Genomic DNA, 18084 nt, shown 5'->3' on the forward strand with positions numbered 1-18084 from the left:
TCTTCTACAAGGGTAGCTCTAAAGCTAACTCATCGTCTCAAATCAAAAATCCAATTGGCTTACGAACTCTAAAGAATTTCCTTGTGCGATGAAAGATGTTCATGGGCTAGAGCCTAAAAGGGATGTAAAGAAATGTTTCTGTTAACGTCATCAAATTTGGCTTCAATACAAGATTTAGTCATCTACTAAGTTAATGGCAGTCAAGCGGTGGCGTACCTGCCCTTAAGATGTGCGATCGCCTGTTGCATTGCTCTCTACTTAACCCTCCAAAATATAACGATGATTGATTAAAAATCAAGAGACGGAAGTACGGAGTAAAATCGTACTTTTATCTATTTATTTGGAATTGCTGTTTGTGAGATAGTGGAAGAAATTCTCAGTTCGCAGTTAAGCATGGTAGTTTTGGTAAGAATAGATCGGGTATTGTGTGGGAATTTAATGAAACTTCGGGATTATGTGATCTGGGAAGTTAGTCGGGAGTATCCAAATGTTTTTTTAAAGTGTAGGGGCAATCAGGAGTTTTGATTCCACTGGCGTAAGGTAATTTATAGAATGCCCAAAGCTGCCACCGTAAAACCTCAACTCCAATAGTTGAACTACCGAATTGTACTCGACAGTCTTTGTCTGGGTTTTGTGTAACATTTTTGATGATGGTATTTATCGCTTCTATCTTGAGATTATTCGGTATGCCCATTAGTAGCTTTGTAAGCCACTGTTTGATTTGTGGTGATTGTAGCCAGTCTTTGATTTGGTCATCAGTAGGAGTTAGGCGATTGAGTAATAGCGTGGGATTTTCGTTATCTTCATTAAATTGACTTTTGGGTTGAAAGAGTTGATGAAAATTAGTATCTGTGTTGGACATAAAGTTGATTGGTTAAAAGAGAATATCTCTATTATAAATAAATTGGATAAATCCGATAATAGCTAATATTTTTATCAAGATATTAAGATAAATAAATATAAGAAGATTATTTATCCTTTGACACAAAATTATAAAGATTTGACTAAGTAATTATGTTATAAATATTAAATGAGTTCCTTATGCAAGTATCAAATAAATACTATGCACCCAATAGAGTTTAAGAAGAAGTGGAAATTAACTTATCAAGAGATGGCGTTCGTATTAGGATACGAAAGTTACGATACTGTCCGAAGCTGGTTCAGGTGTGGAAAGAAGCATCGAAATCCAATGAAGGTTGTTCATATAACTTGCTGGCTTTTGAATGAGAAGTGGGAACGTGAAGGGAAAAAAATAGTTGCTTTTTACCTATAAATGTTTCCTAACTGGGTAAAATGTCCCCTTCCCCGCCACGAAAAAGGCGGGTATTTTATGTATAGTTAGAAGTTCCAAGAAGTTCTCAGAGTCATGGGGATAGGGAGGTTTACCTGGCAAAATGAAGAACTAACAAGACCAGAAGTTGCGGCGATGTTAAAGCCAAAGGTTTCTGCAAGACAACTACAAGCATATTTGAACATAGCTCGGAAGTACTTGCCAGAGTTCCAGAAGTTCACCAACAAAAAAACAGGTGGTCTAGATGGCTATGCAAAACTATACGAGTGTCACATTGCAGTACTTCAGGAAATTCGCTCACTAGCTAGGGAACATACTTTAGCTGACATAGAAAGTGAATTTCAACAAAGAGCATTAAACAAGTCAGAAGTGGGAAGTTGGAAGTAGATTTTTTGTTACTTCCAACTTCGGTAATAAGGTGATTTTTAGATTTTTCCTAGAACAACGAAAAAAGGAGTAATTGCCTTGACATCTAATAATTCTGTGCGAAGAACACAATCTCAAGTTCTTGCTAAGACACTCGCGGCGATTGGACGCAAGTATCAGCATCACATTTACGCGGCAGGTACGGCGACAATCATTGTCATGCAGTCAATGCCGTCTTATGGGTGGGGCTTGTTCGATTCGGCCCAGGTGGCAATGACTTGTATGTTCGGCGGCGCTGGCGGTATTGGTGGTGGTGCGGCTGGCGGCGCGGCTGCGATTCAAGCACTTCCGGCAGTTATAAATGCAACCATCACAGTGCTTTTGTTTGTATACTTTGTGGCTTCTGGGCTTAAGGTGGCCAACGGGATAGGAGAGGGGCAGGAAGTAACGCAGATGGTTCAACAGCCTGTAGGCGTATTTTTCATAATCCTGGTGCTTTGGATTGCTCAAAGTATCTTATTTAACGGCGTTACAGCCGCTTGCTAATTTATGAGCGAGTACAACAAATCCCTCAAGCGCGTAAACCAATCACTCGGACAAAATGCCTCAATCGGTATTTTCACTGGATTTCAATTTGCAGTCGCCTTATTTATGTTTGGCATGGGCTTCATCATAGCGATTATGTTTGGGGCAGGAATAGTTTGGGGACTGCTGGCTGGTGTTTGGTTGAGTGCCACGGTGATAGTTTTATCTGGGAAGCGTCCTTACTTGTTCTGGTCAAGAGTGTTCCCAAGCGTTCCAGTTTTCACTCGCGGCTATATCAGATATACTTCGCCCCAAAACAAAAAAAGGGCGGGTCACAAGAAAATGCCTAAGCTATGGTAAAAAGCAGTATTCGTAATCAAAAAATAGTACCCTTTGAAGACTTTTTAGACTTAGCAACTTTAGTAAAACTAAAAAAGGAGAACTATCAAATCGGAGCTTACTTGTTGAGCAAAAAACAAGTAAGCGACACTAACAACACGCTGCAATTAGTATTCGGATATGAATGCACTGGCTTTCACCCACTGTTTAATTCATCAGAGAGACTAGAGGGAATTGCCAAGGCTTTTGAGAACGGCTGTAAAGATTTCTCCGAGGGTGAGAAATTCACATTTCGTTGGTCTTCGTTTTGCGACGAAGACAAAGTAATTGAAGACTATCGTCAGAGGCTAGCTAGCCCTGTATCTCCTGAGAGTGAGTTTCTTGATTGGGGGCAGGTTGCCCGAATGCAGGAACTCACACGTAACCATCAGCGCAAGGATATTAAGCTCAGTATTTACACGACTTTCACTGTCCGCCCAGGAGGTACCGAAGGTGGTGACGCGGTAGATAGAGCGATAGTTAAGCTGGCGAACTTTTTACAGCGCAAATTCACCCCAACAGGAGCGACCGAACTCACTCTTCAAAACTTAATTCAAGTTCTTGAAAAAGCGATAATTGTCTCTTTGCGTCATCAACAAATACTATCTGAGATGGGCTTGTTCCCCTCGCCAAAATCAGACAAGCAATTGTGGAGTGATTTAGTTTCTAGAATGGGTGCAAAGCCGACAAAAGTGCCTCATGCCTTAGTTTATGACACTGGCGAATTAAAAGAGGAATTTAACGAAGCCGCGCCTAAACCAGAGAGATACAACGACCAGCTACACGCAACCTCAGTACTTTTAAATAACGGTATACCCTACGCGGACAGGCGCTGGGTATGTTTGCCCCATCAAAGTACTGACAAAAAGAAGTATGTCGGCGTAATGACGCTTGCTCAAAAACCAGAGGTATTTGCTTCAACCTATCAGCAAATACGCTTTTTATGGGACGTATTCTCACGCGAGGTTATTTATGATGTTGAGATAATAACAGAGATTAGCCCAGCCGATCAAAAAATGATTAGGCTTACCCAACAATTGATTACGAGGCGGTCAATAAATGCCTCCGCTAGCGCCAGCAAAAAGACTATTGACGTAGGAGCGCAAATTAATACGGAGCGGTCAGTCGATGCTCAGAAGCAGCTATACACGGGTGATGTCCCGGAAAATGTAGCTGTCATAATCCTTGTTTATCGTAACTCTCCAGAAGAAATCGATGATGCTTGCAGGCTGATTTCAGGGTATATCAATCAGCCTGCCGAGTTGATTAGAGAAATGCAATATACATGGTCAATCTGGCTTGACACTTTGCTGTTGAGACAACGACCACAACTGACTTTTCCTTTCAACAGACGCGCCACTTTCTTTGCTAGTGAAGTAATTGGTTTAACGCCAGTTGTGCAAACAGCGCACGGCGATAAACAAGGCTTTGAATTAGTAGCTGATGAGGGGCAATCGTCAGTCTATATCGATTTGTCAAAGCCGAAAAACATGATGGTAATCGGCACTACTGGGAGCGGGAAATCGGTAATTATCGCCTCTATTATTTATCAATGCTTGGCGTTGGGAATGTCAGTATTAATGATTGACTTGCCAAATGATGATGGTTCAGGAACCTTTGGAGATTTCACGCCCTACTTTAATGGGTTTTATTTTGATATCTCTAAGGAATCAAACAATCTTGTACAACCGCTAGACCTATCAAATATTCCTGAGTCACAGTGGGAGGAGAGGACAAAAGCTCACAGAAATGATATTAATTTAATCGTTCTTCAACTAGTTTTAGGTACACAAAAGTTTGATGGGTTGCTAGCCCAAACTATTGAGTCTGTGATTCCGTTGGGTACAAAAGCCTTTTATGAAGATACCGAAATCCAAGAGCGATTTGAATTAGCGCAAAAAGCCGGGATAAACACCCCAGAGTGGGCGAATACACCGACATTGGTAGATATGGAGAAATTCTTTTCTCCTGAGTGGATTTCGTTAGGCTATCAGGATGACAACGTAGAAAAAGCGTTAAATTATATTCGCTTGCGATTACAGTATTGGCAAGCAAGTAGTATTGGTAGCGCTATCTGCAAGCCTTCAACTTTTCAAGCCGATAGCCAGTTGATTACCTTTGCCCTCACTAATCTGCAATCAGGAAAGGACGCAGAGGTATTTGGGATGTCAGCATATATCGCCGCATCCCGTCAATCTCTCTCTTCCCCCAATAGTGTATTTTTTATGGATGAGGCTAGCGTATTGCTGGGATTTTCCGCATTATCGCGGCTTGCGGGTCGTAAATGCGCTACGGCTCGAAAGCAAGGCTGCCGAGTTTTTCTGGCTGCACAAGATATCATTTCTATTGCCAAATCCTCAGCAGGAGAACAAATATTACAAAATATGCCCTTGCGGTTGATTGGGAGGATTGTTCCAGGAGCGGCTAATAGTTTCTCTGAGTTGCTGGGCATCCCTAGAGAAATTATTGATAAAAACGAGAGTTTTATCCCAAATATTCAACAGCTATACACTTTGTGGCTGTTGGACTACAACAACAAATATGTTCGTTGCAGATATTATCCATCCTATCCACTGTTGGCGTTGGTGGCTAATAGCAGAGAGGAACAATCCACACGAGATAAATTTAAGAAAACTTACAGAGACAAGTTTACCTGGGTGGCAGAATTTTCTAAGTATTATGTCGATTGCGTTAAGCAAGGAAAGCCGTTATGAAGGTACTATCATTAGCTATTCAAAATAAGTTATTGCTGTCGATACTCGCGGGTGTTGCGTCAATAGGAAGCTTTCAGGTTTGGCAATACAATCAAGCTCAATACGAAAAACTTATTAGCAATGCAAAGAACGACTGCGGGGTTTACATAAAATTGGGCGAAGATGCAGTTAAAAACAGCCCTAGTTTGAAAGCAGTGAAGTATCAAAATAAGTTCCTCCGGGGACTAAAACAACCAGGAATCAATTCGGACTCCGCCGATCCTGGGGGGTACGTTATGATTTTGCGATCTCCGGCTTCCACCCTTCCGCCTAATGCTTTACCGTTTGACGACCCCTTTTTTACGAGCTTGTTAAATAAGGAAGATGCACCGAAAACATTAATGGTTTCAGCAGTTGCCTTTGATTTAGCAAAAAAAAAGGCGACTGTCAAATCTTTCTGTACCAAAAAACCTTTTGTAGTGAACCTAGATAATTTGTATGAAAGATACCAAACGATTGATCGCGATCTCAGGCACAGTGATTTTGATATCCTTTTCTAGCCTCCCAGCCAACGCTCAAACTAATCAAAACCAATCTTTTCTGACTCAATTTCAACAAATCTATAGTAGTTTGCAGACTTACATTAGTAATTATCAGAAAGAGTTTTCTAAAAGTTTGGGCAAGTTGTCAGCAGAATTAACCCAGGCGATTGAATCTAGCGTTGGGGATTTAGGTATTCCTGATCCCCTAAAAGCTGGTAAGAACATTGAGAAGGTCATTGCGAAACAAGAAGGAACGTTGCTGACATTAGACCCTCGCATCCAAGCCGACAATGCCATCAAGGATTGGAACCAACAATATACACGCGGACAGTCTCAATCAGTTCTTGGCGCTGAAGGACAGCGATCCCAGTCACAGTCAGCAGAAACAACTAATGATGCTACCTCCCAATCAAGCGAAAATGCGATTGCCGCGCAGGATGATGTCATCACCCAAGACATTCTCAAAAAGGTAGCTATTCAAAACTTACAAAGCGTTGTAATTGCTAAATCAATTCACTCAGAAGCGCAGAAACAATCCCGTTCCTTGGCAGTTACAAATATCAATCTTGCTGATATTTCCGGTCGCATGGATGAGCAAGCGGCAGCAAAGGATCAGGAATCTAATGCGGCTACTCGTCAAATCATCCAAACTGCCGCAGCTAACGATTCATTCTGGAAAAATCAATAATCAAATGATAGCGTTCTTAACTATTCTTTTTGCTCAAACTACGGGACAGCAAGCGGGGGAAAATACAGGGACTACAAACGCCGGAGAAATAGTAGAAGGGGCGATTAATGGCGCAGACCTAATTTATAAATCATTTGAGAATGATTGGTCTGAATTGGCATCTGGAACAAACCCAATTTATACGGCTGTTGTTGCCGTTTCTACTCTTGCGGCTGTTGTCATGATCGGCTTTGCTTCATTCGGCTGGTACAGGAAATATGCAGAAGAGGGATTTGGATTTGATTTGATCTCCGAGATGGTTTTACCCTTGCTAGTAATTGTCATGCTGAGTAACAACGGGTTCCTTCTCGTCAACACGACAATCGCCTTAAAAAACGTATCCACTGGACTAAATAGAAACATTTTAAATATTACTAGAAATGGAGTGAATTTGAGAGATGCTATCAGAAATGTAAACGCTGACCAAAGCTTTATCTTAGCCGCGCAGATAGCCTTATCCGATTGCGAAAAACTGAGCCAGGAGAAGAAAGAAGGAGAAGAATTAAGCAAGAAGCAAGCTTGCATCAAGGATTCTATAGAAAAGACTCGAAAATCCGCACAGGAAGCTAGAGAAAAGACTGGTGCAGGTTCTGGGGGCGGAAGCTGGAATCCATTAGACCTTAGCGGTGAACTAATCAATAGTGCAATCCAAGGCTTTGTTTATGTAATTCTCAGTGGGCTATCAGCAGCTTTTCAATATATCGTCCAACTGTCCTTCTTAATGATTGCATTCGTCGCTCCTGTCTTCCTAGTTCTATCTTTACTGCCTTTCCAAAGCAAGCCTATCTATGCTTGGTTGTCTGGCTGGCTAGGACTAACATTGGTTCTCATTTCGTACTCGATAACAGTCGGAATTATTGCCAGCGCAATTGTTTCTAAACCTTCGAGTAATCCTTTATTATTGCAACTACTACAAGCCATTTTCTCGCCATTACTCGCGGTAGCCATCGGCACGGGGGGCGGGATGGCTGTATTCTCAGCGTTTACCAGTGGGGTTAAATTGTCTGTGGGTTTAAGAAGATGAAAATATTAGAGAGAAAAGAGTTAAACTTTACCCCAATTTTCTTAATAGTCAATGCTGTTTTATTGGCGATTGTTCTATTAATAGAAGTTGTAAATTTTGCTCGACTAGGAACAATTTCTAAAACTAAAGCTTCAACCTTGGTGGAATTATCTGACGGAGAATCGATTCGAGTTCTGCCTATCAGTAGTAGCGATCGTTCCGCACAAGCTATTACCCATTTTGTTGGTAAAACAATGACAGGGCTTTTGGGTTGGAACGCACTCCCCAAGCCAACTGATGATTACAATCCAGACCCCACCAAACAATTAAAATTAGATCCTGGGATATCGACATCAAAAGCCAAGATTACTACTAGTGCATGGGCTTGGGGTTTTGCGTTGTCAGAAGATTTTCGCGCACCATTCCTTGAGGAGATAAGTAATCTTACGCCGCCCGATGTCTTTAATGGGTCTACGCAATCAATCCTAAAAGTCAGCCTAATCAGTCAGCCGACTCGGATTAAGGATGGGCAATGGAAAGTAGATATGGTTGCAGAGATTGTTGTTTTCCAAGGCAGCAACTTAGTTGGTAAGCCCATCGCTTTTAACAAAACTGTATTTGTCAGGGCGATTGATACGGCTGCCCTGCCTAGATTTGCGTCCGATATTCAAGAAACCGCATCAAGGGTTCGTAAAGCGGGGTTAGAAATTTATAAAATCCAAGATTTAGATTTATGAGCCAGAATACCCAGTCAGCTTTGCCAGAGGCAACTATTGAGATAGAAGAGCAAGATTTTGCCGCGATGAACGGTGCTAAAACAACAAGGGCTAATGATTCAATTCAACCAGAACAGAATCCCGCCCCAGAAGAAATTGTTACTGCTCGAACAGTCTCGCAATCTCCACTCTTAAAAATGGGCGTTGTTGCCCTAATTTGCTTTATCTTCGTGGCGCTCATTGGGGCAATGCTAGGCAACTCAATGAATGTGCTGAAGTTTTCTAAGGGCATTGTGCAACCGCCTACAGAAGAGCAAACGCCCCTAGCAGAGCCGGAAAATGAGACAGGCAAGGATAAAACAGCGCTTGCTCTGACTAGCCAAAATTACGAGTTAAAGCAGATTCGCGATCGCTTGCCTAGCCCAACGCCTACTCCTAGCGCAACCTTAGCCCCAGCCCCAATCGCACCCGTTACCCCTCCGATGCAACCAGTGCAGCGCCGACAACGTTCTTACCCAGTCGCCAGTCAGCCAGCTTTGCCGAGAACTTTCCCCCAGGCTAGAGTATCTATTCCCCAGCCTCGACCCCAGCCCCAGCCCCAAATTGCCCAGCCGAGCAGACAATCTCCTTTGGCGTTCCCAACGGCTGCAAGCAACGCCCCCACCCAAGACCCCACTCAGCAATGGCTTCTCGCTGCAAACGCTGGCAGTTTCAGGAGTTCAGTCGATGAATCAGAAAGCGAAAAACCCATCAAGACTACTGGAATTGAAGGAGGTACGGGAGGAGCTACACAAGTCGGGCAGAACACTACCACTAATTACAACGCTCTTCGCGTACTTGTTGGCAGCACCGCAGAGGGTAGGCTAGAAACGCCGATCGCTTGGGGCACTGGTGACGCTGGCAACCAGAATTACTTGGTGAAACTAACAAAACCCTTAAAAGCCTCAGATGGTAGGGACGTACTACCCGTGGGCGCTTATCTGGTTGTTCAATTAGCAGAGTCCAATGGTTCGGGTTTCGCCAAACTGCGTGGTGTTTCAGTGTTGGTCAATATAAACGGCGATACGCAAGAAAAGCAACTCCCAGAAAATGCCGTTCTGATAATGGCCAAGGATGGTGGTTTCTTAAAAGCAGAGTCTCGCAGAGGCAGTAATCTGGGCAACAATTTCATCTCTGCTATTGTTGCGGGGGTCGCCAAAGCTGCCGAAGTACAGAATCGCCCCATAACTCAAGTCAGCAGTAACTCTAATGGCTTCTCTACTAGCTCCACTACCAACGATCAAAAAGACCTATCCGCCGCTTTTGGAGAGGGTGCATTTAATAGTGTTCTCGATAATATCAAAAGTTCAAATGTCGCCCGTTCTCAACAGTTAAGTGGTAGAGAAGAAGTATTTGTGATCGATGTTGGTAAGCCAGTGCAAATATTCGTTAATCAAACAATATCGCTCTAGTCACAATAACGTTACGGTAACTGAGGATATAAATGTTAAAGAAAACCACTATTATTGCAGCATTTTTAATCTTAACTAGCGCGGCAAAAGCAACGGCGATACCCATCCGAACGGTTTACGAGAATGATGCAAACTCTAGCGCTATCGAATTAAAAGTATGGAAAGGCTATGGACTAACTATTAATTTAATGTCTACTGGGGAAACTATCAAGCAAGTTTGGATTGGCGATCCAAGTCGCTTCGCTTTTACCTCAAACGGTGGTTTATGCCCGTCATCAGGCGGCGATTCTGAATGCGCGGGAGGTACAGCGACTGTAATCTTTCTTCGCCAGATTGACCCGATCAAGTTTCCTGTTACCTCTAGCAGTAATGGAAGCACTCAAATTACATTACTTACCAATGAAAAGCAGTATCAATTTAAGATAGTCCCCGCTACTGGCAACCCAACCTATACAAGCTTAGTGATTAAATCTGACTCAGATCGGCCATTGCCAATCATCAGGCAGAGGTCGCCGCAACCGCTAACAGTTCAAAAGCCGCAATCAGCGCCGCCAGTAGTCCACCAGCCCTCGCCGCCACCACAAACAATAAAAGTCCCTCAGCCTGTTGCCGTTTTACGCCCCAATCCTGGGACTACGCTAAATGGTGCGATTCAGAGAAACGATGCTAATGCTCTCGCTTTTGGGCTAGCAGAAGCTGGGCGCAAAGGTCAAGTTAAACCCGGATCTACCACCTGGAACAAGGTACAAGATGCAATTAAATTGTTACGGCGTGGCAAGACTAGAGATGAGGCAATTTCGCTTTCTCAGGTCGATAAAACCATTTTTAATCAATTACTCCAATGGGGGCAGTTGTGAACAATTTTTCTAAATCTATTCGCCAAGAATTAGGCGATTTTCTGGATTCGTGTAGGTGTGAAGGTGAGTTATGGATGTTTCCACCAATCGGCTATTTGCTGCTTTTGACTACTCTTTTGGTTGTGGATCAGACAAAGCTTGGTCCTGCAACAACCTACTTAAAATGGCTGTTACCCATGCCCTTTGCAACCTTAACTGTATTGCAAATAAACCAGTACAGAAAATCCAAAAAGCTGTTAGCACCAACAGGAAATGTAGAGCTACAGCAAGACAAAAGTGGATGTGAGAGTTGTGCCTATTTTCATGGACGACAATACGACCAAGAAAAACTGATTTGTGCGGTACATCCACGTGGCTCCAATCAAGAACAATGTCCCGATTACTTTAACAAAAATCATGAAACTTAAGCCTTTTCTACTGGCTGCAATAGCTTCTCTAGTTCCGCTTTCCGCCTCAGTCGCACAGACACCAACAATCGATTATTCACAAGGCTTGTACAAGACGGCTGCCCCCGACTGGTCGAAAATCACATGGGATACTTTGCCACCCGTTCAACAGCCAGGATTTTTAAAGATACCTAAAAACCTGATTTCAGTTTTTGGCTACGACCCCTCGCGCTCGTGGACAGCAGGGCAAAAAGTAGACTCTGTTGTGATGTTGGGGGATGCAGATGATGCCTTTAAGATGTCTGCCTTGAGCTTAAAGTCCATTGACACGGTGGCTTTGCCCACTACAGGCACAACCACCAAACCCACCCTCAAAGACTTTGGATTAATGCAATGGCAAACGCCAAAAACATTAGTTAAAGCAATGCCTGAATTAAGCAATCTGAGCCTATCAGAAGTTCCTCCATTAGCGGCTCTATTTTCTAAGAATGGTGCTGGACTGGGTAGCAGCACTATTTCTCAAGCCATAGCCTCAAATCCTCAAGCCGCAAACCTGACACTAGATAAGATTGACCTAAGCAAATATTCGCTTGATTCAATTCCTGGGTTGGACAAAACTCAATTAGGAAAGTTTAAATCATGGCAGCAAGCTTATGTCAATCAAATTCCTAAATTAAGTCAAGTTCCCTTTGATAAAATGCCTCAGCCTATTAGCTCTGGCATTGGTGTTGTGGGTATCGCATCTGTTGTACTTGGTACGGCAGAAAAGGGCGACAGAAGGGCTGGGAATAATTACTTTGTGTCTGGCAGCGTTGTCAGAGGCGACCGCACTGAAGAGGTCGCCTGTCCTCCAAGCATTGAATGCTCATACTTAGAGATGGGGGATTTTGCTGGCGAACAAGGGGGCTTATATGGCAAGCGCTGGGCATCTGGCTCATCTCAGCAAGTTAAGGGCGGTTATGGAATTCTTGCCGCCGTGAATGGGGGCAAGGAACCCACGGGGCGGCTAGTGTATGGTAGTGGGTTCAAAGTGGCGCTAACTGGAGTTAATGAATCCCTTGGGACTGCCGACTTTGGCTTATTCTTTAGGATCTGTGCGCGACCGCCATTTCAGCAAAAAACTTGTACCCCTTACTTCATTGGCCCAGTTCCCTGGTTGCCCGTGAGTGAGAATGATTTGGTTATCGTGGGGACGGGACGATGACAGGGACTCCTAAGACAGAGGTTAAGCCAAATCAATTTATTCCCGCAGGACTTGAATCGGCTCTGTTATCCCCCGCAGGTTTAGGGGTACTCGTTTGTGGCGCGGTGATTGTAATCGCCAAAATCATCGATAGTAGGGGAGGTATTGCCAAGCTAGCGACAGCGCGCTGGGGCGGGACAAGAGAGAAAACAGCGGCTCGTCAGTTGGCGTGTAAACAAATCCAGCAACGCTTGCATAACCGAGTATCGCTGTATGTGGGAACTCCCAAGAATACAACGAGTGAAGTTATTAATGGTGTCCGTAGAACTTGCATCCCTGAAGATTCAACAACCCTTTATTTTCCAGAGGCACAGCGAGGCATCCTAGTTTGTGGTGGCCCAGGGAGTGGAAAGTCATTTTCAATGATTAATCCCCTGATTCGCTCTGTAATTGATCAGGGCTTACCTCTAGCTTTATATGATTTCAAATACGCCTCCCAGGAATCAGCTGATTCTCCATCTAAAGGGCAAGCTCCAATACTTGCAGGGTATGCGATAGAACGCGGTTATCAGGTTACTGTGCTTGCCCCAGGCTTTGCTTCTTCAGCAGTTGCCAACCCTATAGACTTTCTTCGCAGTAATGAAGACTCAGAAATGGCACGGCAGCTTGCGATTACACTCAATCGCAACTTTCAATTGGGTGATAAAGATTCTGGAAATAGCTTCTTTACCAACGCTGGCGATCAGTTAGTCCAAGCCGTCTTTATGCTGGCGAAGGGCACAGAGTATCCAGATATCATGATGTGCCAAGCGATACTAGGATTGCCAAAGTTAGTAAAGCGCATTGAGCAAGCCGCCGAACTAAACTTCATGGTTAGAGAGGCTTTCGCACAGTTTGTATCTGTTGCAGGGTCGCCAGAAACAGCAGCTAGTATTGTGGGTACAGCTAGCGGATTGTTCAGTCGTTTTATGGTTCCCTCGGCCTTAGCAGCATTCTGTGGAAAAACTAATATTCCACTGGATTTGAAGGGACGGCAGATGGTGGTATTCGGGATGAACAAAGAAAAGCGTGATGTAATTGCCCCTTTGCTTGTCTCGATTCTGCATTTATTAGTTAGTCGGAATGTAGCTAACAAACGTACTTGTCCTTTGGTGTTGGGGATTGATGAATTACCCACATTATATTTACCAGCACTGGTTGATTGGCTGAATCAGAACCGCGAGGATGGACTAATTTCTATCTTAGGTTTACAAAATCTCTCAATGCTGATTGAATCTTATGGTGAAAACACAACTAATGCAATATTTGGTGGTTGTGCGACCAAAGCATTCTTTAATCCCCAAGATGATGTAGCCGCCGAACGATTTAGTAAGTTTTTAGGTGAAGAGGAAATTAAATACAAGCAACGTTCTCGCTCATCAGGAGGCAAGGGTGGTGCAAGCATTTCTAATTCTGACCAAAACAGTACCCGAAAATTATTTGATGTCAATCAATTTAACACTTTACCATCGGGGAAAGCAGTAATTATTAGTCCAGGTTTCCGTTCTCGTGGTCAAATAAGTTTGCCAATATTGCAATCAATTAAAATTCCTCAACATGAAATCCAATCGGAAGCTGACAGTGTGAAAACTTGGTACGAGTTTCAAAAGTTCTTATCTAAAAAGTCTACTCTCTTAACTCCAGCAGATGAAGAAATGAAAATTCGCCGAGCCTCCGCGATAAAATTGTTACCTTTGATAGAAAATCAAGAGCAATTATCAGAATATGCGAGTCTGATTTAAAGAAATATTGTCTGGAATAAAATGGAAGTCAAAAATACTTAGGATAAAATTCATGTCGCCAAGTAAGTTTTACCCGTTATCTGATTATGACAGAAAACAAATTGCTAAACTCCCTCCTGATATAGCAGCCCTAGCAGATAAATATCCAAGCGAGATTTTAAACACTGCTGATAGTTGGGATAACTTGCCTTTTGATGCTAACTATTTTCCTGAGTGCCTTGAAGTCTATAGCGGCGATGCAGATGATGCCAACATTTTTGTATTAAATGGTGTTCTGAAAGATTATGTCCCGGCTGATGCTGAAAAAAATACATCATCGATAACAGTGATGATTGATGGAGAATTTGCTTACATTGAAGTTGAAGGGAGACAGGTTCTTAATAAACTCGGTGGCATAATTTTGCCAGAAGTAGCGATTAATCCTGAACTGTTAATTCAGTCAATTCTCAAAGGTGAAAATAATGATTGATGATGGCGAAGCTAAAGAGATTAAGCGAGATTATCTAGAAATTTTAGAATCTCTCCTGAAACTCATCCATGCGAAAGCTAAAGAAAAAGGATTAGATCCCAGCAAGGATGTTCATATTTACTCTAGCTCTAGCAAAGTTTATCAAGGAACATTGGGAGAATCACCCTCTAAAAACTTATTAACACCAACGATAGTAGAGAACTTAAAAAAAGCTCTGTCTGACCCAAAAAATTCTCAAGGTGCAATTTCTATTAAAATTGGTAATGAAAAAGTATTCCATATTAAAAATGGAGAAGTACTGACTGACAAATTAGGTTTAGCTCCGGCATCACAGAAAAATAAAGTTGTAAGTAATGAGCGAATCTACAGTGTAGAAGCTTTAGGAAAACAAGTGCAAGTATTGCAGAAAAAACTAAGTGAACAACAAAAACTTGTAGATAGTATCAAATCAGAACAGCTTTCACCCGAATCTTTATCACAACTAGCTGCTCAAGTTGCCGAAATGAGTAAATCCTTGGAGAAGCAGCAACAGTTGATTGAAAACACCCAAAAAGCATTGTCACAGGTAAATGAACGGTTTTTACCACAAGTTCAAAATACGGTTCTTCAAAATTGGGTGGGTACGGTTGAGAACAAGGTAAAACAAACTGCCAAGAATGTTTTTGAGCGGATTAAAGATGTGCTGACACCCGAAGTAACGAAGCTCAGAAAGGAAATTACTTCACTTAAATCTCAAATTAATGAACAAATTACTAGCTTCAAGGATGAAGTTAAATATCAGACTGACAGTGTAAGAAATCAACTCAATCAACAAGTTGGTAACTTAACTCAAGAGATACGTACACAGGTAGATAGTGTTAAAAACACGGTTGATCAAAGCCTTATGAGTGTCAAGTCAGCTATTGACAATACTCGAACTGAACTACAGGCTGCTGTTGAGGATGTTAAAGGTCAAGCAATTGAACAGAGTGTCAAAGCAATGCTGAATATCTTGGGCAAAGATAACCCTGATGGTTCTAAGAGTTTTAAAAGTACAAATTTTGATTTTGAACGCCTTGGCGATAATGTAATTGTTCGTGCCAAAAACGGCGAGACTGTTCTCACTGATGGAGTTTTATCGGCTAACGTTTCAGAGAAACAGTTACAGGCACTTGATAAGGTTCAATCTGTTGTTGATATGCATCATCAAATTCAGCAGGATTCTCAACAAGAATCACAATTTAGAAATATGCACAGGTAAGCCATGATCAAAGGGGAGCAATGCCCGCATTTCTCACAAGCTGCTTTGCGTATTGTAGAGGAATAAAAAAGTTCAACAATAAATAATAAAGTCCAACAATAAATAAAAAAGTTCAACAATTTCTGTTGGGTGCTTTACCCCGCTCCAGGCATCCGTCCATGAATCGCTCGCAAGTCTTACCGCCGTGCGATCGCTACGTTATTACTAGAGCGATCGCCTCCGGCGGGGCGTAGCCCATCGCGCCCACATTCGGGTAGAATCACTCTCCTAATTGTTGAACTTTTTTATTTGAGTTTGGTGTCTCTGTGTTGAAAAAGTGGTAGAGTGATCCCTTTTCCATCCCCAAATTGTTCAACTTATTTTTACGTGGACTTGCACCCAACCACGAAAAATCAATGCTTTGAGAGACTAGAATTGTTGAACTTTTTTATATGCTTACACGTATAAGTAATAAGTAATGAGTAATAAGTAATAAGTTAAGAATTTTACTCCTTACTCATTACTCCTTGCTCACTACTCATTACTCCTCCATCCGAGGTGTGGTGAGAAATCCGGGAATGGTGTTCCATGATCAAAGGGGAGCGTAAAAATGATACTAAGCCTAATCATTGGTTTGTTGTTTGCACTGGGTGGAATGATTTTTCTAGCTTGGCTGTTTGTTTTATTTCCACCTTCAATACCAAAGTCAAAGTATCGCTCCCAAGGTTTTAAGCAATCGCCATTACCACCTAAGAGTACAAAATTGTCTGACATTTCATCTCAAAATTTTGTACGACAAAGCCCAGCACTAACGCAAAAGGCTTTCTTAGCTAAAAACTTTAACAAGCCTGTACGACAAAGCTCAGTACCAACGCAAAAGGCTTTCTTAACTAAAAATTTTAAGAAGCAATTACTACCAAGCCTAGCACGAACACCAAGGGTTAGATTACCTAAAAAGCTTAAGAAACACTTGAATAATATTGAGTACGCTAGTCAAGTATTACTTGAGCTTCGTAGCATAACTCAATTAGTCAAATTGCCAGTAGTAATCGCTACGCTACGCAGGATATCGCCTTACGTTTTTGAAGAATTGGTACTTACTTGCTGCAAAAAACAAGGCTGGCAAATCCAACGCAACTTTCGGTACACTGGTGACGGCGGGATAGATGGTCGAGTGTTGATTTTGGGAAAGCTTTATGTAATCCAGGTTAAGCGTTACGCTGATTACATTAGCGCAAAACACATCAAAGATTTCCTGTGCTGTATTGAAGGAGAAGGAGCTAGTGGTGGATTCTTCGTGCATACTGGCATAACTGGACAGTTATCAAAACAATTGATTCGTCGCTCCGACAAAATAATCTTAGTGAGCGGTCAGAAACTAGTAAATTTTGTCTTAGGTAAGCAGTTTAAAATAGTGGGAATAACAATACCAGTAAAAACAGTGAACAGTTATCAGTAAACAACTAACCTATGAATGAATGAATGGAAATATCTGATACCTGATAATTGATAACTGATAAGTTAGCGTCGAAACTGTAGATGCTCCCCGTTATCATCTGATTGTTGAGGGTTTATTTTCAATCTCTTCAGAATCGATGGTTTGTCATCTCTAATCAGTTGCCTAACGATGTTCATTTTCTCCTCAAAAGTCAAAGCTAAAGCATCAGTTGTAACACTCGTAAATAACTCGCTGACCTTTGCTCCTGTTACCTTTTCACCTTTGACATATTTTCCTACTTCCATAACTAAAGCAGCCAATTTTTCAATATCTAAACCGTGAATTATTTGTTTAATGTGTGATTTAACTGACTCTTTTAATAACTCAGTTTCTACTTCTATTGAGAGGGATTGAACGTTTCCTTGAGAATGATTTTGATGATGTCCCCATTTTTCAGTCAAGTCAAGTATCTTTTGTAAAGCAGTAGTAAATTCGGTATAAGTTTGAGATTGGCTCACCCTTAGCAATTCTTTCAGTTTTGAGAGCGCTGATACAGTCTCATAACTTGCAACAGTTTCTTGAGCAACGTAGTCAGAAATAGCATTAAGAGCTAAGTGTTCTGAAGTTCGAGTTTTTTGGGTCAAATACCCTACGAATTCATTGTCCAGTAGTTGCTGAAACTGGTTAAATGTGGTTTTTCCTACTTTTAGCTGCTGGCTGAATTGAGAAAGTGGTTTTATTAGTTGTGGTAAGGTTTCAGTAATGATGGACTCAAGTAATGACTGTTCTATACTTTGAGCAATTGATAAGATAGTTCTTTGTGATGAAAGTTGTTGTTCAATTTGAGTAATAGCTGCTTCTAAGCCGTGGAATCTAGTTTTTCCTCCTTTTAGCTGCTGGTGATATTGAGAGAATTGTTTTATTAGTTGCGGTAAAGTTTCGGTGAGGGTAGACTCAACAGCCGAGTATTCAATATCTTCAACAATTGATAAGATAGTTCTTTGTGATGAAAGTTGTTGTTCAATTTGAGTAATAGCTGCTTCTAAGCCGTGGAATCTA

Annotated in this window: 17 protein-coding genes and 1 pseudogene; 16 read left to right on the plus strand and 2 right to left on the minus strand. The window is 42.0% G+C overall.

Going from position 1 to position 18084, the window contains the following annotated elements:
• Positions 1 to 469: 469 nt before the first annotated feature.
• Positions 470 to 862, minus strand: a complete 393-nt coding sequence (locus ACEYW6_RS32295) for a hypothetical protein (RefSeq protein WP_190900514.1) — start codon at positions 860 to 862, stop codon at positions 470 to 472.
• A gap of 504 nt (positions 863 to 1366) precedes the next feature.
• On the opposite strand from ACEYW6_RS32295, the gene ACEYW6_RS32300 reads away from it, so the two are divergent.
• The 16 genes from ACEYW6_RS32300 (at position 1367) to ACEYW6_RS32375 (ending at position 17046) form a co-directional block, all read left to right on the plus strand.
• The gene (locus ACEYW6_RS32300; RefSeq protein WP_012412958.1) at positions 1367 to 1678 is read left to right on the plus strand and encodes a hypothetical protein; all 312 of its coding nucleotides are present in this window, start codon (positions 1367 to 1369) and stop codon (positions 1676 to 1678) included.
• A gap of 198 nt (positions 1679 to 1876) precedes the next feature.
• Positions 1877 to 2203 carry a hypothetical protein gene (locus ACEYW6_RS32305; RefSeq protein ID WP_242059416.1) on the plus strand — a complete coding sequence of 109 codons (327 nt, stop codon included), beginning with the start codon at positions 1877 to 1879 and terminating at the stop codon, positions 2201 to 2203.
• A gap of 3 nt (positions 2204 to 2206) precedes the next feature.
• Entirely contained in the window at positions 2207 to 2542 is a 336-nt protein-coding gene (locus ACEYW6_RS32310) for a hypothetical protein (protein WP_190900516.1), read from the plus strand.
• Positions 2536 to 5274, plus strand: a complete 2739-nt coding sequence (locus ACEYW6_RS32315) for a helicase HerA domain-containing protein (RefSeq protein ID WP_190900518.1) — start codon at positions 2536 to 2538, stop codon at positions 5272 to 5274. Before ACEYW6_RS32310 ends, ACEYW6_RS32315 begins: the two co-directional genes overlap by 7 nt.
• Positions 5271 to 5813 (plus strand): hypothetical protein, encoded by a 543-nt coding sequence (locus tag ACEYW6_RS32320; protein ID WP_190900520.1) that lies wholly within the window; start codon positions 5271 to 5273, stop codon positions 5811 to 5813. Before ACEYW6_RS32315 ends, ACEYW6_RS32320 begins: the two co-directional genes overlap by 4 nt.
• Positions 5752 to 6483 (plus strand): hypothetical protein, encoded by a 732-nt coding sequence (locus tag ACEYW6_RS32325; protein ID WP_199345080.1) that lies wholly within the window; start codon positions 5752 to 5754, stop codon positions 6481 to 6483. Before ACEYW6_RS32320 ends, ACEYW6_RS32325 begins: the two co-directional genes overlap by 62 nt.
• A gap of 4 nt (positions 6484 to 6487) precedes the next feature.
• Positions 6488 to 7546 carry a hypothetical protein gene (locus ACEYW6_RS32330; RefSeq protein ID WP_190900550.1) on the plus strand — a complete coding sequence of 353 codons (1059 nt, stop codon included), beginning with the start codon at positions 6488 to 6490 and terminating at the stop codon, positions 7544 to 7546.
• Complete coding sequence (locus ACEYW6_RS32335; protein ID WP_412983005.1) at positions 7543 to 8262, plus strand: hypothetical protein; 720 nt, start codon at positions 7543 to 7545, stop codon at positions 8260 to 8262. Before ACEYW6_RS32330 ends, ACEYW6_RS32335 begins: the two co-directional genes overlap by 4 nt.
• Complete coding sequence (locus ACEYW6_RS32340; RefSeq protein ID WP_190900524.1) at positions 8259 to 9692, plus strand: hypothetical protein; 1434 nt, start codon at positions 8259 to 8261, stop codon at positions 9690 to 9692. The genes ACEYW6_RS32335 and ACEYW6_RS32340 overlap by 4 nt, the downstream gene beginning before the upstream one ends.
• A 32-nt stretch (positions 9693 to 9724) precedes the next feature.
• Positions 9725 to 10549 carry a hypothetical protein gene (locus ACEYW6_RS32345; RefSeq protein WP_412983006.1) on the plus strand — a complete coding sequence of 275 codons (825 nt, stop codon included), beginning with the start codon at positions 9725 to 9727 and terminating at the stop codon, positions 10547 to 10549.
• Positions 10546 to 10956, plus strand: a complete 411-nt coding sequence (locus tag ACEYW6_RS32350; protein ID WP_412983007.1) for a hypothetical protein — start codon at positions 10546 to 10548, stop codon at positions 10954 to 10956. The genes ACEYW6_RS32345 and ACEYW6_RS32350 overlap by 4 nt, the downstream gene beginning before the upstream one ends.
• On the plus strand, positions 10946 to 12139 hold the full coding sequence (locus tag ACEYW6_RS32355) for a hypothetical protein (protein ID WP_412983008.1): 1194 nt from the start codon (positions 10946 to 10948) through the stop codon (positions 12137 to 12139). The genes ACEYW6_RS32350 and ACEYW6_RS32355 overlap by 11 nt, the downstream gene beginning before the upstream one ends.
• Positions 12136 to 13899 (plus strand): type IV secretory system conjugative DNA transfer family protein, encoded by a 1764-nt coding sequence (locus tag ACEYW6_RS32360; protein WP_412983009.1) that lies wholly within the window; start codon positions 12136 to 12138, stop codon positions 13897 to 13899. Before ACEYW6_RS32355 ends, ACEYW6_RS32360 begins: the two co-directional genes overlap by 4 nt.
• 52 nt (positions 13900 to 13951) lie before the next feature.
• Positions 13952 to 14368 (plus strand): hypothetical protein, encoded by a 417-nt coding sequence (locus tag ACEYW6_RS32365; RefSeq protein WP_412983010.1) that lies wholly within the window; start codon positions 13952 to 13954, stop codon positions 14366 to 14368.
• Positions 14361 to 15608 carry a hypothetical protein gene (locus ACEYW6_RS32370; RefSeq protein ID WP_412983011.1) on the plus strand — a complete coding sequence of 416 codons (1248 nt, stop codon included), beginning with the start codon at positions 14361 to 14363 and terminating at the stop codon, positions 15606 to 15608. Before ACEYW6_RS32365 ends, ACEYW6_RS32370 begins: the two co-directional genes overlap by 8 nt.
• Before the next feature lie 589 nt (positions 15609 to 16197).
• Positions 16198 to 17046, plus strand: coding sequence for a restriction endonuclease (locus tag ACEYW6_RS32375; RefSeq protein WP_412983012.1), 849 nt, complete (start codon positions 16198 to 16200; stop codon positions 17044 to 17046).
• Between the two features lie 62 nt (positions 17047 to 17108).
• Here the strand turns inward: ACEYW6_RS32375 and ACEYW6_RS32380 are convergent.
• A pseudogene (locus ACEYW6_RS32380) lies at positions 17109 to 18084 on the minus strand (exonuclease V subunit alpha); the annotation flags it as partial.

Source organism: Nostoc sp. UIC 10607 (genome assembly GCF_047228265.1).
GTDB classification, from domain to species: domain Bacteria; phylum Cyanobacteriota; class Cyanobacteriia; order Cyanobacteriales; family Nostocaceae; genus Nostoc; species Nostoc foliaceum_A.